Origin of the sequence: Novosphingobium panipatense (genome assembly GCF_900182875.1) — a bacterium.
In the GTDB taxonomy this organism is placed as follows: Bacteria; Pseudomonadota; Alphaproteobacteria; order Sphingomonadales; family Sphingomonadaceae; genus Novosphingobium; species Novosphingobium panipatense.
In genome coordinates this window covers 271353-285379 of sequence record NZ_FXUI01000002.1, presented here as the reverse complement: position 1 = coordinate 285379, position 14027 = coordinate 271353, and the positions used below count along the sequence as shown (strand labels likewise).

General features: G+C 63.4%; 13 protein-coding genes. 9 read left to right on the top strand and 4 right to left on the bottom strand.

Annotated features, from left to right (window positions below; translation table 11 throughout):
* Positions 1-27 precede the first annotated feature (27 nt).
* The 9 genes from QOL62_RS04275 to mazG all read left to right on the top strand — a co-directional run bounded on the left by QOL62_RS04275 (position 28) and on the right by mazG (position 8275).
* On the top strand, positions 28-1053 hold the full coding sequence (locus tag QOL62_RS04275) for a lytic murein transglycosylase (RefSeq protein WP_283405311.1): 1026 nt from the start codon (positions 28-30) through the stop codon (positions 1051-1053).
* 242 nt (positions 1054-1295) lie between these two features.
* Entirely contained in the window at positions 1296-2453 is a 1158-nt protein-coding gene (locus QOL62_RS04270; protein ID WP_283405310.1) for a D-alanyl-D-alanine carboxypeptidase family protein, read from the top strand.
* Entirely contained in the window at positions 2450-3091 is a 642-nt protein-coding gene (tmk, locus tag QOL62_RS04265; RefSeq protein ID WP_283405309.1) for a dTMP kinase, read from the top strand. Before QOL62_RS04270 ends, tmk begins: the two co-directional genes overlap by 4 nt.
* Positions 3088-4059 carry an AAA family ATPase gene (locus tag QOL62_RS04260; RefSeq protein ID WP_283405308.1) on the top strand — a complete coding sequence of 324 codons (972 nt, stop codon included), beginning with the start codon at positions 3088-3090 and terminating at the stop codon, positions 4057-4059. The genes tmk and QOL62_RS04260 overlap by 4 nt, the downstream gene beginning before the upstream one ends.
* Positions 4060-4140: 81 nt before the next feature.
* The gene (gene metG / locus QOL62_RS04255; RefSeq protein WP_103729711.1) at positions 4141-5700 is read left to right on the top strand and encodes a methionine--tRNA ligase; all 1560 of its coding nucleotides are present in this window, start codon (positions 4141-4143) and stop codon (positions 5698-5700) included.
* Positions 5700-6491 (top strand): TatD family hydrolase, encoded by a 792-nt coding sequence (locus tag QOL62_RS04250; protein ID WP_283405307.1) that lies wholly within the window; start codon positions 5700-5702, stop codon positions 6489-6491. The genes metG and QOL62_RS04250 overlap by 1 nt, the downstream gene beginning before the upstream one ends.
* Positions 6488-7270, top strand: a complete 783-nt coding sequence (locus QOL62_RS04245) for an MBL fold metallo-hydrolase (protein WP_283405306.1) — start codon at positions 6488-6490, stop codon at positions 7268-7270. Before QOL62_RS04250 ends, QOL62_RS04245 begins: the two co-directional genes overlap by 4 nt.
* A complete protein-coding gene (locus tag QOL62_RS04240) occupies positions 7267-7449 on the top strand; it encodes a hypothetical protein (protein ID WP_283405305.1) in 183 nt (60 codons plus the stop codon). The genes QOL62_RS04245 and QOL62_RS04240 overlap by 4 nt, the downstream gene beginning before the upstream one ends.
* Before the next feature lie 61 nt (positions 7450-7510).
* On the top strand, positions 7511-8275 hold the full coding sequence (gene mazG / locus QOL62_RS04235) for a nucleoside triphosphate pyrophosphohydrolase (RefSeq protein ID WP_103729707.1): 765 nt from the start codon (positions 7511-7513) through the stop codon (positions 8273-8275).
* Between the two features lie 3 nt (positions 8276-8278).
* On the opposite strand, the gene hflX is transcribed toward mazG, so the two are convergent.
* The 4 genes from hflX to QOL62_RS04215 form a co-directional block, all read right to left on the bottom strand.
* A complete protein-coding gene (hflX, locus tag QOL62_RS04230; RefSeq protein WP_283405304.1) occupies positions 8279-9640 on the bottom strand; it encodes a GTPase HflX in 1362 nt (453 codons plus the stop codon).
* A gap of 16 nt (positions 9641-9656) precedes the next feature.
* Positions 9657-10232 (bottom strand): RNA chaperone Hfq, encoded by a 576-nt coding sequence (gene hfq, locus QOL62_RS04225; protein ID WP_283405303.1) that lies wholly within the window; start codon positions 10230-10232, stop codon positions 9657-9659.
* A gap of 143 nt (positions 10233-10375) precedes the next feature.
* Positions 10376-11773, bottom strand: coding sequence for a nitrogen assimilation response regulator NtrX (ntrX, locus tag QOL62_RS04220; RefSeq protein WP_283405302.1), 1398 nt, complete (start codon positions 11771-11773; stop codon positions 10376-10378).
* A gap of 31 nt (positions 11774-11804) precedes the next feature.
* Positions 11805-14000 carry a sensor histidine kinase gene (locus tag QOL62_RS04215; RefSeq protein ID WP_103729703.1) on the bottom strand — a complete coding sequence of 732 codons (2196 nt, stop codon included), beginning with the start codon at positions 13998-14000 and terminating at the stop codon, positions 11805-11807.
* Between the last annotated feature and the right edge of the window lie 27 nt (positions 14001-14027).

Below are 14027 nucleotides of genomic sequence, written 5' to 3'. Positions count from 1 at the left end.
CAAGGCTTTGTGCGAAGTTGCGTCGCGATGACTTTTGCCATGTTTCCGCGATCTCTGCGCAAAGCCCTTCTTGTTGTTGCTCTTGCGCTGCCGGCGGTTCCCGCCTGTGCTCAGTCCACCAGTTTCCCCGATTACCTGCAGCAGGTAGCTTCACGGGCACGGGTGCAGGGGGTGAGCGAAAGCGCGATCGCATCGGTGTTGTCCGGCCTCACACCGAACGAAAGAGTGATCGCCCTCGACAGTTCGCAACCAGGCAGCCGTGGCGCTCCGCCGCCGCTGGCGCCTTACATTGCGCAGCACGTGGGAAGCTCGATCATCTCTCGAGGCAAGGCGCGCTACGCTTCGCTCGCTTCCATCCTGCCGGGGATCGAGCGCCGCTATGGGGTGCCGGCCTCGGTGCTTTTCGCGATCTGGGGGCATGAAACGAACTACGGCAGCTACACGGGCGATTTCGATCTCGCGCGGTCGCTCGCGACTCTGGCGTGGGAGGGGCGCCGCCGGGAGCTGTTCGAAGGTGAACTCATCGCCCTGATGAAGATGGTCGATCGCGGCGTTCCCCGTTCGCAGCTCAAGGGGAGTTGGGCCGGTGCCTTCGGCTATCCGCAGTTCCTGCCGACCGTTTACCTGAGGCTTGCTGTCGACGGCGATGGCGACGGAAGGGCCGACATCTTCAACAGTTCCGCGGATACACTGGCATCGATCGCCAATTACTTCCGGGACGCGGGATGGCGTCAGGGCCAGCCGTGGGGCGTCCGGGTCAGCGTACCTGCTGACTTCAACACCGCTGCTTACGCCACGAAGCTGTCTTCACCAAGCTGCAAGGCCGTCCATGCGCGCCACTCCCAGTGGAAGACCGTCGCGCAATGGCGAGCGCTGGGCGTTGCGCCTCAAGGAGCCATCGGCAACGATGTGCTGGTATCCTTCTTTCAGCCAGACGGCCCTGGCACGCCCGCTTATCTGCTGAGCGGCAATTACCGCGTCATCCTCCAGTACAACTGCTCGAACTACTACGCCATGTCCGTGGGCTTGCTTGCGGACGAAATCGCCCGGTAAACGGTACGCTCCTGCCGGAAGCATGCCGGTCTGCAGCACGTAACCCCAGTTGCAGCGTATCACCACCTGGCAATTCGTGCCGCCAGCGCTCGTGCCGAACGCCAACCGTGCAAAAGCTGCCCCGACGCTGGAGCAGTGTCGGGGCGCGGGCTATAGGGATGCGCGAATCCTCCTGCGCGGACTGATTTCTACCAGTCTCCCGCGCAGAGTCAGGCGTCGGACGGCGCGGGAGAATACAGGTCTTGAAGTCACTTTCCAATGTCCTGACACTGGCGCTTGTCCTTGCCACCCCCGTCAGCGCCTCTGCCGCAGCTATGCCGGTTCCGCCCGCACAACTCGCGCCCATTCCCGTTATCCTGCTCGTGGATCTCGGCTCCGGGCAGGTGCTGCAGAAGCGCCATCCGGACACGCCCTTTCTCCCGGCCTCCGTCACGAAAGTGATGACGGCCTATGTAGCTTTTGAGGAAATCGGTGCGGGGCGCCTCAGCCTAGACCGCAAGTTCAACGAAAGCCCGGAGACGGAGCGGGAATGGTTCGCAAAAGGTACGAACATGTACCTGACTACGAAGGATTGGCCGACCACGCGCGATCTCCTGCATGGGATCATGACCGCTTCCGCAAACGACGCCTCCGTCGTTCTGGGGGAGGGCTACGCCGGCAGCGTCGCGGCGTGGACCGCGAAGATGAACGATGCGGCCCGCCGCCTTGGCATGACGCGCAGCCACTTCAACACGCCAAATGGCTGGATGGACGAGGGCCACACCTATGTCACGGCAAGTGACCTGGTGAAGCTGGCCGACGCGATGATCACCCGCTACCCTGACCTGTATCGGGAGTTCTCCGGGCATAAGCGCTGGGTCTGGCGTGACGTTCACATGCGCAGCCACGATCCCACAGTTGGCGTCGTCCCCGGCGCGGACGGCATAAAGACCGGTTACACCCGTGAAGCCGGCTACAACTTCCTGGGCACGGCCGAACGCGGTGGGCGTCGGCTTGTCATGGTTCTGGCCGGCGCGCCGCTGCCAAGGGTGCGGGACGATGCCGCCCGCGCCTTGCTCGAGTGGGGCTTCGCCGCCTGGGACACACGCCCCCTGTTCGACCAGGGCCAGACCGTCGCCCAAGCCCGGGTGCAGGGCGGTGACCGCCGCACACTGCCGCTGGTTGCCAATCGCCAGGTTCACGCAACCATCCCTCACGGCGTGAAGCCTCGGATCACACTTTCAGTCCATTACAAGGGTCCGATCGAGGCTCCCGTTCGCAAAGGACAGCAGGTCGGTGAACTCGAGATCCAGGTCGAGGGCCTGGAGCCGGGACGCGTCCCGCTTTTTGCCGGCCGCGACGTTAACAAGGCGGGCTGGCTGGACAGGCTGCTCAACGGCCTCGCCAACCTGATCTCATGATGCCGGGCCGTTTCATTGCTCTCGAAGGCGGCGAAGGGGCAGGCAAGTCCACCCAGGCGCGCCTGCTCGCGGACGCCCTGCGCCAGCGCGGGGTGGAGGTGGTGAGCACCCGCGAACCCGGCGGCACGCCCGGAGCGGAAGCGATCCGCTCGCTCCTGCTCGAAGGCGTGGAAGGCGACGGTGGCGATGGCTGGAACCCGCGCGCCGAAGCGCTTCTGTTCGCCGCTGCGCGTTCCGATCACGTTCACCGTCTCATTCGTCCAGCCCTTGCCCGCGGCGCCTGGGTCATCTGCGATCGCTATCTGGACTCAAGCCGCGCTTATCAGGGCGGCGGCGGCGGGCTTTCCGATGCGGACATCGGGATGCTTCACGCGATCGGCAGTGAAGGGCTTGTTCCCGACATGACCGTGCTGATCGAAGTGTCGCCCAATGTCGCCATGCGCCGGCTCGCAGCGCGGGACGAGGGCAGGACCGATCGCATCGGCGGGAGGGACGCGGCCTATCACGCGCGGGTTGCGGGCGCGTTTCGGACGATCTCGCAATCCGAGCCGGAGCGGTTCGCCCGCATCGAGGGGGATGGCGATCCGCAGACGACGCATGCCCTCATATTCGCGGCGCTCACTCCGATATTGCCGTGAACGAAGGGACATCTTTCATAGGTCAGGAGGCCGCGTGGCAAGAGTGGCTGTCCGCCATCCGGTCTGAGCGGATGCACCATGCCTGGCTGCTTGCCGGAGCCAAGGGGCTGGGCAAGCGCGCCTTCGCACGTGCAGCGGCGGCCGAACTGGTCCGCAACGATGAGAAGCCCGTCCACTCTGAGCTCCATCCCGACATACACATCCTCCAGCATCTTCCTGCCAACGATGACGAAGCGAAGAAGAAGGCGGAAGGCAAGGCGTACCAGACGAAGCGGAACATCACCGTCGATCAGGTTCGCGAGATGATCCGCCGCCTCGCGACCAAACCCACGATGGGGGCCCGGCGCGCCATCGTCATCGACCCTGCCGATGACATGGAAAAAGGCGCCGTGAACGCGTTGCTGAAAGCGCTGGAGGAACCTCCGGCGGGCACGTACTTCCTCCTCGTCACGCACCAGCCCGGACGCTTGCTGCCCACGATCCGCTCGCGGTGCCGTGTTCTCCGGTTCTCCGCCCTCGCGCCGGACCAGATCGAAGCGATGATCCAGCGCGAAGCGCCCGAAGCGGACGCGGCGTCCCGTGCGGCGGCCATCGCCGCTGCACAGGGAGCACCCGGCGTGGCGCTCGACATCGTCGAGCACGACCTCGGGGCCATGCACAGCCTCATGATGCGCATCCTGCGCAACGGCGATGCGGACTTCGTCCTGCGTGGAGGGCTTGCCGACGAGATGGGTGCACGTCCAGCGCGGGACCGGCAGCTTGCCGCGCTGGAGCTGGCACGCGCTGTTCTGGTACAGGAACTGCGCGAAGCCCCCCGGGCCCGGCAACTCCGCATCATCGAAGCGCATGGCGTGCTGACCAAGCTTGGGACGCAGGCGCCCACCTACAATTTCGATGCCGGCTTGCTTATAATGGAAATTGGCGGGTTGCTGGCATCGGTGGCAATGCCTAGAGAAGCCGCACGTTAGCGTGTTTTTTCGTGGTATCACCAGGTGAATGACGCGCCTGAAAACCGATCTGCAACACCAGTCAGGAAAGCGCGACGCCGCATGGGCGAGCCCTACTACATCACCACCGCCATCAGCTATCCCAACGGCCGGCCGCACATCGGCCACGCTTACGAAGCAATCGCCGCCGATGTGATCGCCCGTTTCAAGAAGGCGGAAGGGTTCGACGTCCGGTTTCAGACCGGGACGGACGAACATGGCCTGAAGATGGCGCAGAAGGCCCGTGATCTGGACGTGACTCCGGCCGCCCTGGCTGACGAGATGTCGTCCTACTTCAAAAGCATGTGCGATGCTCTGAACATCAGCTATGACGTCTTTATCCGGACGACCGAGCCGCGCCATCACGCCGCGACGCAGGAACTCTGGCGGCGCATGGAGGCGAACGGGGACCTGTACCTCGACCGGTACGAAGGATGGTACTCCGTGCGTGACGAGGCCTACTACGACGAAAGCGAACTTCAGGTCGGCGAAGACGGCGCGAAGCTATCGCCCCAAGGCACTCCGGTTGAATGGACGGTCGAGGAATCGTGGTTCTTCCGCCTTTCCCGTTACCAGGACAGGCTGCTCGATCTCTATGCCTCGGGTGAGTTCATCCGGCCCGAGAGCCGCCGCAACGAGATCCAGCGCTTCGTGGAAGGTGGACTGCGCGACTTGTCCGTTTCGCGCACAAGCTTCGACTGGGGCATCAAGGTTCCCGGCAGTGACAACCACGTGATGTATGTCTGGGTGGATGCGCTTACGAACTACATCACCGGTCTTGGTTTTCCCGATGAGGGCGGCGACTTTGCGCGGTACTGGCCAGCCAGCCTGCACCTGATCGGCAAGGACATCGTCCGGTTTCACACGGTCTACTGGCCAGCCTTCCTGATGAGCGCCGATCTTCCCGTGCCAAAGCAGGTGTTTGGTCACGGCTTTCTGCTGAACCGAGGCCAGAAGGAATCAAAATCGCTCGGCAATGTCACCGATCCTATCGCGCTGGCGGAAACCTTCGGCGTGGACACGCTTCGCTACTTCTTCCTTCGCGAAGTGGCTTTCGGCCAGGACGGCTCCTGGTCGACGGAAGCGATCGTGACACGCGCGAATGCGGAACTGGCGAACAGCTTTGGCAATCTTGCCCAGCGCAGCCTTTCCATGATCTTCAAGAACATGGATGGCGAACTCAAGGTACCCTCGGAAGTGTCCGAGGCTGACCGCACACTGCGTGCCGCCGTTGCGGAAGCCATTGCCGGTCTTCGCAGGGCGTTTGATGCCCTCGATTTCAGCGCCGGCCTGGAGGCCTGGATGCGGGGTGTATTCGCCTGCAACCAGTACGTTGACGATCAGGCACCCTGGGCGCTGCGCAAGAGCGACCCGGCCCGGATGGAAGCCGTGCTCATGACACTCTTCCAGGTCGTCCGCGATCTTGCCATCGCCGTTCGCCCCGTCGTTCCTTCCGCGATCGATGCGCTGCTCGACCAGATGGGTCAGGATGCAGAGAACCGCAACTATGCGGCGCTCGTTGATGAGGAATGGTTCAGCGCTCTCGTTGAGGCCGGCTTCCGCGTCGACAAGCCACAGGGTGTCTTCCCGCGCCTTGAGCTTCCCGTCGAGGCCGCAGCCTGATGTTCATCGACTCCCACTGCCACCTCGAATACGAAGGCCTTGTGGAGGATCAGCCGGCTGTTCTGGCGCGTGCGCGCGAGGCCGGTATCAAGGGCTTCCTCAATATCTCGACGCGGCAGGCGGAGTGGGATCGCGTGGTCGCCACCGCCAGCAGAGAGCCTGACGTCTGGGCATCGGTAGGCATTCATCCCCATGAAGCCGATCATCATGCCGACTTGGGCGAGGGGGCTCTCCTCGAAGCCGCTGCGCATCCGCGCGTCATCGGGATCGGCGAAACCGGCCTCGACTACTACTACGACAAATCGGATCGCGAAGTGCAACAGGCCCTGTTCCGCACGCACATCGCCGTGGCCCGCAGGACCGGGCTGCCGATTATCATTCATACACGGGATGCGGAAGAAGACACTGCCCGCATTCTCGAGGAGGAACTGGGGAAGGGGGCTTTCCCGGCCCTCATCCACTGCTTCACCGCGAGCGCCGAGTTCGGCCGAAAGGTGCTGGAGCTTGGGCTTACCATCAGCATATCGGGCATCGTGACTTTCAAAAATGCCAAGGACTTGCAAGAGGTTGTGAAGACCATCCCCGAAGATCGGCTGCTGGTCGAAACGGATTCGCCCTTCCTTGCCCCCGTCCCGCATCGGGGAAGGAAATGCGAGCCTGCGTTCACCGCCGACACGGCGCGTTTCGTTGCCGATCTGCGGCAGGTGAGCCTCGAAAGCCTGGGCGAGACCACCACGCGCAACTTCTTCAGTCTGTTCACCATGGCGAAGTACCAGGCGGCGCTTGCATGAAGGTCACCATCCTGGGCAGTGGCACATCGACCGGAGTACCGCGGCTTGGGGGCGAGGGCGGTTGCGCGGACTGGGGACTGTGCGACCCCGCCGAGCCGCGCAACCGGCGGACGCGAGTGGCCATCGTGCTGGAGAGCGATGCAGGTGCGCGCATCCTGGTCGACACCCCTACCGATCTGCGTTCGCAGCTTCTTGCCAACGACATACACCGCCTCGACGCTGTCTTCTGGACGCATGATCATGCGGACCACTGCCACGGCATCGACGACCTGCGCCCGTTACGGTATGGCCGTGCAGGCCCGATACCCGGCTATGCCCACGCAGAAACCGTGCGGCGCCTGAGGCAGCGTTTCGGCTACGTCTTTGCCGGACAATACGGCTACCCCACGCTTGTCTCGCTCGAGAACCTCGACACTCTGCGTCTGTGCGAAGGGTTCCGCGTCGGGCACGTGCAGATGCCTCACGGCGGCATGGATTCCACCGGCTTCCTCTTCGACGCCGACGGGAAATCAGTCGCTTATGCGACGGATTTCAACGAGATCACCAAAGGCATGGTGGACCTGTTCTACGGTTGCGACGTGTTGGTCGTGGACTGCTTGCGCCGCGAACCGCATCCCACGCACGCGCACCTTGCCATGTCACTCGAGCTGGCGGACGTCTGCCGTGCCGGTACAACCGTGCTGACGCATCTGGACAAGAGCATGGACTACGCGACGCTGTCCGCAGCCGTGCCGGACAACGTCATCGTCGGGTATGACGGACTGGTGGTTACGCCATGACACAGGCCGCCATGATCGTCTCGATCATCACGCTTCTGGGATGGCTGTTTCTGGTGCTGCGCAATTCCGAGATTCGCAGCCTTGATCGCAGCCGCGTACTGAAGCTGGCGGCGGTTTGGGCTGCGATCATCGTCACAATGCTTGTGGTCGTGCAGATGCTGGGCCTTAGTCGGCCGTAAGCCTCGTCACCCCACCCTTGATTTTACATAATCATGATTATCGTTCTTCGGTGGGTTCGAAATGAAGCATCAGGAAATCGACCGTCTTCTCTCCATCATGGCCCGGCTGCGCGATCCGCAGACCGGATGCGACTGGGACACGAAGCAGACCTTCGCTTCGATCGTTCCATACACGATCGAGGAAGCCTACGAGGTGGCGGAGGCTGTTGCCGTCAATGACATGTCGTCTCTGCGCGAGGAACTGGGAGATCTTCTTCTTCAGGTCGTGTTTCATTCGCGCATGGCCGAAGAACTCGGTCACTTTTCGTTTGCCGATGTCGCGGCGGCAATCGCAGCGAAACTCGAAGCTCGCCACCCCCACATCTTCGGCGATGACACCTCCAGTTCGACTCAGACCGAGCGCTGGGAAAACCTCAAGGCAAAGGAACGCGAGGCCAAGGGTGAGACCAGCGCGATGGACGGCGTGGCGCTGGCGCTGCCGGCGCTTCTGCGGGCTGAAAAGCTGCAAAAGCGCGCCGCGCGGGTCGGCTTCGACTGGCCCGATGCCCAAGGTGCAGCGGCCAAGGTTCACGAGGAAATGGCCGAACTGGCGGACGCTCCTGACGCCGAACGGCTGGAGGAAGCCGGTGACCTCCTGTTTGCAGCGGTCAACCTTGTCCGTCTGAACGGGCTTGCCCCCGAAGACGCCCTTCGCGCGGCAAACGCCAAGTTCGAACGGCGTTTCCGCGCGATGGAAGAACTCGCCAGGTCGTCAGACGAGGACTTCGCAACTCTCCCGCTCGACAAGCAGGAGAGCTATTGGCAGGCTGTCAAGCGCGACGAGTGATCTTCACAGGGCTTTGAAGCGCCCGAACTCCCGTTCGGACATCCGGACCTGGAGCCGGATCTGCGGCCCGCCGTCACCTTCTCCGGCCTCCTCCTCCGACACGACTTCGCCACGCGCGTGAAGGAAGGCGATGCGCTGTCCATCGGAAGCGGGAAGGACAAAGCTGTAGACGCGGGCGTCCTGCGTCAGCTTGCGCCCTGCGGTCTCGAGCAGGACATCGCACCCTTCCCCGGTCAGCGCGGAAAGCGGCACGATCGTCTCGCCTTCACGATGCTCCCGCGCCTCGCGAAGAGCTTCGGCCTGTGCCGGGCCGAGAAGGTCCCACTTGTTCCAGACTTCAATGATAGGGATCGACGGCTCCGTGGCCGCCTCTCCGGCATCCCCCTTCTCTCCAGCTGAATCCTTGTCCGACAGACCGAGAACGCCAAGGTCCGACAGCACCTCCAGCACCTGCCGCTTCTGCGCCTCGGTGTCGGGGTTCGCTATGTCACGCACGTGGACGATCACGTCCGCCGCCGTAACCTCTTCAAGGGTAGCGCGAAAGGCAGCCACCAACTGTGTCGGAAGATCGGAGATGAAGCCCACCGTGTCCGACAAAATGGCCTTTTCCAAACCCGGCAGCCGAATGGCGCGCATGGTCGGGTCGAGCGTTGCGAAAAGCAGGTTCTCGGCCATGACGCCGGCACCGGTGAGGCGGTTGAACAGCGTCGACTTGCCAGCATTGGTGTAGCCCACGAGCGCGATCACCGGCCAAGGCGCCTTTTCCCTGCGGTCGCGGTGGAGCCCACGGGTGCGGCGAACCTGCTCAAGCTCCCGACGGATTTTCGCCATACGATCGCGGATCATGCGTCGATCCGCCTCGATCTGTGTTTCACCCGGGCCACCGAGGAAGCCGAAGCCGCCGCGTTGGCGTTCCAGGTGAGTCCAGCTGCGGACCAGCCGTCCGGCCTGATAATCGAGGTGCGCCAGTTCCACCTGGAGGCGGCCTTCGGCGGTCGCTGCCCGCTCGCCGAAGATTTCGAGGATAAGACCGGTGCGGTCGATGACCTTGCGCTTCAGCTTTTCTTCGAGATTGCGCTGCTGGATGGCGCTGAGCGAACCGTCAACGATGACCAGTTCCGCCTCGTTGAGTTCGCAGGCGGTGGCAATGTTCTGGATCTGGCCTTCGCCGAAAAGCGTGCCCGCGCGGGGTTCACGTATGACGATCGCCATCGCCTCGGCCACAACCAGACCGATTGCAAGCGCGAGGCCTCTTGCCTCCTCCAGCCGGGCCTCGGGATCAAGATCGCCGCGGCCCCGCATCTGAGGATATACAACGAGGGCACGCGCGCCGCGCGTGACCTCACCTTTGAGTTCATCGTTCAAATCGGTTCAGCTTCTCTCAGTCTTCAGCCTCTTCATGCGCCTGGAGATCCACCGGGGTTACCGGCTGGATGGTCGAGACGGCATGCTTGTAGGCCAGTTGTACGTACCCCTCACGCTCCAGCAGCATGCAGAAGAGGTCGTAGGCGGCGACGCGGCCCTGCAGCATCACGCCGTTGATGAGGAACATCGTCACCTGCACGCCGGCATTGCGAATGCTGGAGAGGAAGACATCCTGCAGAACGCGCTGTTTCTTCGCGTTCTCCGGACCGCTGCCGAACTGGCCGGCATCGACCGGAGTGGAGGGCATGATGGTGGAGATTGCGTGCTTGTAGACGAGCTGCGACTGACCATCCCGGCGCAGAAGGATCGAAAAGTTGTCGAACCAGGTGACGATGCCCTGCAGCTTGACGCCCTTGACCAGGAACATCGTGACAGGCGTCTTGTTCTTGCGCAGCAAGTTCAGGAACTGGTCCTGCAGGTTCTGGCCACCCTTCCCAGCGGGAGCGGCAGTTACCGGCGGTGCCGTTTCCTCGACTTCGGGAGTCGGCGGCGGGGTGGGTTTGGGGCGCGCCGAAAGCGTACGTCCAGCCATGTCTCATTCTCCGTCTTTTTGGCGGCCGCCCCTGCGGTCCGCAATCTGGCCCCGTTCGTGACGGCAGCCGTTCTCGAATCGGAAGGTACTCACTTGCTGCAGTGCAGTAAACCGCGTTTTTGTAGCATAAATGTTACACAGGTTCAGGCCTGCTCATCGAGGTCCGATTCGTCCTCCCGCCTTTCGGACATGCCCAGGAGCTTCAGCTTGCGATGAAGCGCCGATCGCTCCATCCCGATGAACGCGGCAGTCTTGGAGATGTTGCCGGAGAAGCGCCGTATCTGCACGCGCAGATACTCACGTTCGAAGCTTTCGCGCGCCTCGCGTAACGGCGCGCTCATCATGACCGAGGCGCCGGCATCGCTGCCGCCGCGGCTGTTGAAGATCTCCGGCGGCAGCATGTCCGCCTCGATCGTTGCGAGCTTTTCCCGCGGGGCCATGATCACTGTGCGTTCGACGACATTGCGCAACTGGCGCACGTTGCCGGGCCATTCATAAGCCTGCAAGGCGGTCATCGCCTCCCCGCTGACCTGGGGCGGCGGCACGCCCTGCTCGTTGGCATACCGGGCGAAAAAATGGTCGACCAGTGCGGGTATGTCATCGCGCCGTTCGCGCAGGGCGGGGATCGAGATCGGCACAACGTTCAGGCGATAGAACAGGTCTTCCCGGAAGCGGCGCTCGGCGATCTCCTTCTCGAGGTCTCGCGACGTGGAGGAGACGACGCGGACATCCACCCGGATCTGCCGGGTACCGCCGACACGGACGAACGCCTGATCGGTGAGCACACGCAGGATACGCGCCTGTGTCGACAGCGGCATGTCCGCCACCTCGTCGAAGTAAAGCGTCCCGCCGTCCGCACTTTCGAGAAGCCCGGACCGGACGAGCGTCCCATCCACTTCCTCACCGAACAGTTCCTGCTCGAACCGCTCGGGTGTGATGCGTGCCGAGTTCACGCTGACGAAAGCGCTGCCGGCCCTGGGGCTCCAGGCGTGAAGCAGCCGCGCGGCCACCTCCTTGCCCGAGCCGGCGGGCCCGGTGATCAAAAGACGGCTTCCGGTGTTGGCCACGCGCTTCAACGTGGCGCGCACCTGGTTGATGGCGCCGCTGGAGCCGTTGAACTCTTCGCCCGTGGAAACGCCCTGCCGAAGCTGGGCGTTCTCTCGGCGCAGCCGCTCGGTCTCGGTTGCTCGGGCGACCAGATGCAGCAACTTCTCGGCTTCGAAAGGCTTCTCGATGAAGTCCATGGCCCCGCGCGAGATGGCGGCGACGGCAGTGTCTATGTTCCCGTGCCCGGAGAAGATGATCACCGGCAGTTCGGGTTCACGCGCCTTGATGGCATCCAGCACTTCCAGCCCATCCATGGGGCTGCCGTGAAGCCAGACATCCAGCAGGACCAGCGAAGGACGGCGCGCGTCAACAGCCGCCAAAGCGGATTCGCTGTCACCGGCCGTGCGGCATTCGTAGCCTTCGTCGCTCAGCACGCCGGCGACCAGTTCGCGGATGTCGCGCTCGTCGTCGACGATCAGGATATCTAGTGCCATGAGCCAATCTTCTTCGTCTGGATGAAACGGGTCACTGCGCTGCCTCCGGCTTGCGGAACGGCAACGAACCGGAAGTCTCGTGCGAGAGCGGGTTGTGGGCAAAGCGCATCGCCACGGTGGTTCCGCCACCGGCCGCCGCTGCGAAGGTCATTTCGCCGCCATGTTCCTCGATGATCTTGTTGACGATCGCCAGCCCGAGGCCGGTGCCCTTCTCACGCGTGGTGACATAGGGTTCGATCAGGCGTTCCTTGTCCTGCGACAGCCCGATGCCGTTGTCCGTGATCCGCACGAGGATGGATGTATCCTCCTCGAGCACCTCCACCGTGATTGTGCCGCGGTAGTCTTGTGGCGCCTCGTTCGCTTTGGCTTCCGTGGCTTCAACGGCGTTCTTGAGCACGTTTGTCATCGCCTGCCCATATTGATGGCGATCACACTCAATGAGGCCGATGTCACGCTCCGCGACGAAGCGGAAATCGATGTCGGGCCGTGCCACTTCCTGGAGGAAAAGCGCCTGCCGGGCGAGGGCTACCGGATCCTCCGGACGGAACACGGGCTTGGGGAGGCGGGCGAAGGAGGAGAATTCGTCCACCATCTTGCGCAGATCGCCCACCTGGCGAATGATGGTTCGGGTCAGATCCTCGAACAGTTCGGGATTGTCGGTGATCTGCTTGCGATAGCGGCGGCTGAGCCGTTCCGTCGCCAGCTGTATCGGGGTCAGCGGGTTCTTGATCTCGTGGGCGATGCGCCGCGCCACATCGGACCAGGCGGCCGTCCGCTGGTCGATCAGTTGGCGGGTGATATCCTCGAACGTGATGACGTGGCCCGTGGCATCGCGACTGGTCTTGACGGCCAGCGTCAGGAGGTCACCTCCGCGGTTGTACTGGACCAGGCCGCTGGGAGCGCCCTGCTCCACCAGTGCCGCCAGTGAGGGCGCAACTTCGGCGATCAGCATCCCCTCCGGTGCGGTGCCTGTGCCATCGGTCAGAAGTTTCTGCGCCGTCGAGTTCATCAGAAGGATACGGCCCTGCTCGTTCAGCGAGATGATGCCCGAGGTCACTGATTCCAGCACGGCTTCGATGAAGACGCTGCGCTCGTGAAGCTGGCGGTTTGCGCCAAGCAAAGCCTGCGTCTGCTTGTCGATCTGCGCCGTCATGCGGTTGAAGGCGCGGTTCAGCAGCCCGATCTCGTCCGCGCCCGTGCGCCTCTCGATGCGTAATGTGTAGTTGCCCGCGCCAACACCGCGGGCCGCGTCCACCAGTTCATAGAGCGGCTCCACCTGCCGGTCGGCGAACCGCAGCGCGAACCAGACGGACAGGCCCACCAGCGCCAGCGACGCCACGAAGAGCGCCACGTTGAACCGCAACTGGAGCACGCGGGCGCGGCTTGTAAGCACCTCGTAGGCCTGAACGATGTTCTCCGCCCGCTCCCCCTGGCTGAGCGAGAGCAGGTCGGAACTGCGCACGACAAGCAGATAGACCCCCGAAGACCGCTCGATGGGCGCAGCGGCGACGATGCGGTTGTCGCGGGCATTGACGACATAGGGTTCGCCCTTGTCCAGCCGGTCCAGCCCGTCCTTGCTGATGCGATTGTTCTCGGCAACGCCGACCGGATCGACGATGATCGGGGTCCGCTGGTCCCCGCCCCGGTCGATCTGGATGATGGCCGCGCCGCTCAGGTTACGGCGGACGACCTGATAGGAAAGGAAGGTCTGGAACTCGCGGCTCGCGACCGGCACCTGGCTGAGTTCGTCCCGTGCGTCTGTGGCCATGGCGACGGATTCGTAGCCAACGTCCCGCAGTGTCTGGTCATAATAGCCCCTCGCCAGTTTGTTGGCGTTTTCCAGCAGCCCGCGCGAACTGTCGGAGAACCAGAACTCGACGCCTGACTGGAACAACCACGAAGCGAAGATGACCACCAGCAGCGTGGGAATGGCCGAGATCAGCGAGAAAATGAAAACGAGCCGGACGTGCATCTGGCCGGTGCCGCCGCTGATGTTTTCAGCCGCGCGGCGCAGTGCCATTCGCCGCCCCAGCAGAACCAGGATCGCCATCGCCGGCACGAGCGTTCCGACGAGCAGGCTTGCCGTCAGGTTGGACGGCAGCAGCTCACGCCGGTCTCCACCGCCGTTGAGCGCGTACCAGGTCGTTGCGGTCATAACCAGGAAGGCAAGGACCGAAAGCACCTCCATGACGGCGAAGAAGTTGGCCCGGCGAGCAGCCAACTGCATGCGCCGCCACCAGCGTGGCCACGCCCG

Excerpts from the sequence above, each read along its gene's own strand:
- QOL62_RS04275 (WP_283405311.1), top strand. The coding sequence starts at position 28 with ATGACTTTTGCCATGTTTCCGCGATCTCTGCGCAAAGCCCTTCTTGTT.
- tmk (WP_283405309.1), top strand. The coding sequence starts at position 2,450 with ATGATGCCGGGCCGTTTCATTGCTCTCGAAGGCGGCGAAGGGGCAGGC.
- metG (WP_103729711.1), top strand. The coding sequence starts at position 4,141 with ATGGGCGAGCCCTACTACATCACCACCGCCATCAGCTATCCCAACGGC.
- QOL62_RS04250 (WP_283405307.1), top strand. The coding sequence starts at position 5,700 with ATGTTCATCGACTCCCACTGCCACCTCGAATACGAAGGCCTTGTGGAG.
- QOL62_RS04245 (WP_283405306.1), top strand. The coding sequence starts at position 6,488 with ATGAAGGTCACCATCCTGGGCAGTGGCACATCGACCGGAGTACCGCGG.
- QOL62_RS04240 (WP_283405305.1), top strand. The coding sequence starts at position 7,267 with ATGACACAGGCCGCCATGATCGTCTCGATCATCACGCTTCTGGGATGG.
- mazG (WP_103729707.1), top strand. The coding sequence starts at position 7,511 with ATGAAGCATCAGGAAATCGACCGTCTTCTCTCCATCATGGCCCGGCTG.
- hfq (WP_283405303.1), bottom strand. The coding sequence starts at position 10,232 with ATGGCTGGACGTACGCTTTCGGCGCGCCCCAAACCCACCCCGCCGCCG.
- ntrX (WP_283405302.1), bottom strand. The coding sequence starts at position 11,773 with ATGGCACTAGATATCCTGATCGTCGACGACGAGCGCGACATCCGCGAA.
- QOL62_RS04215 (WP_103729703.1), bottom strand. The coding sequence starts at position 14,000 with ATGCAGTTGGCTGCTCGCCGGGCCAACTTCTTCGCCGTCATGGAGGTG.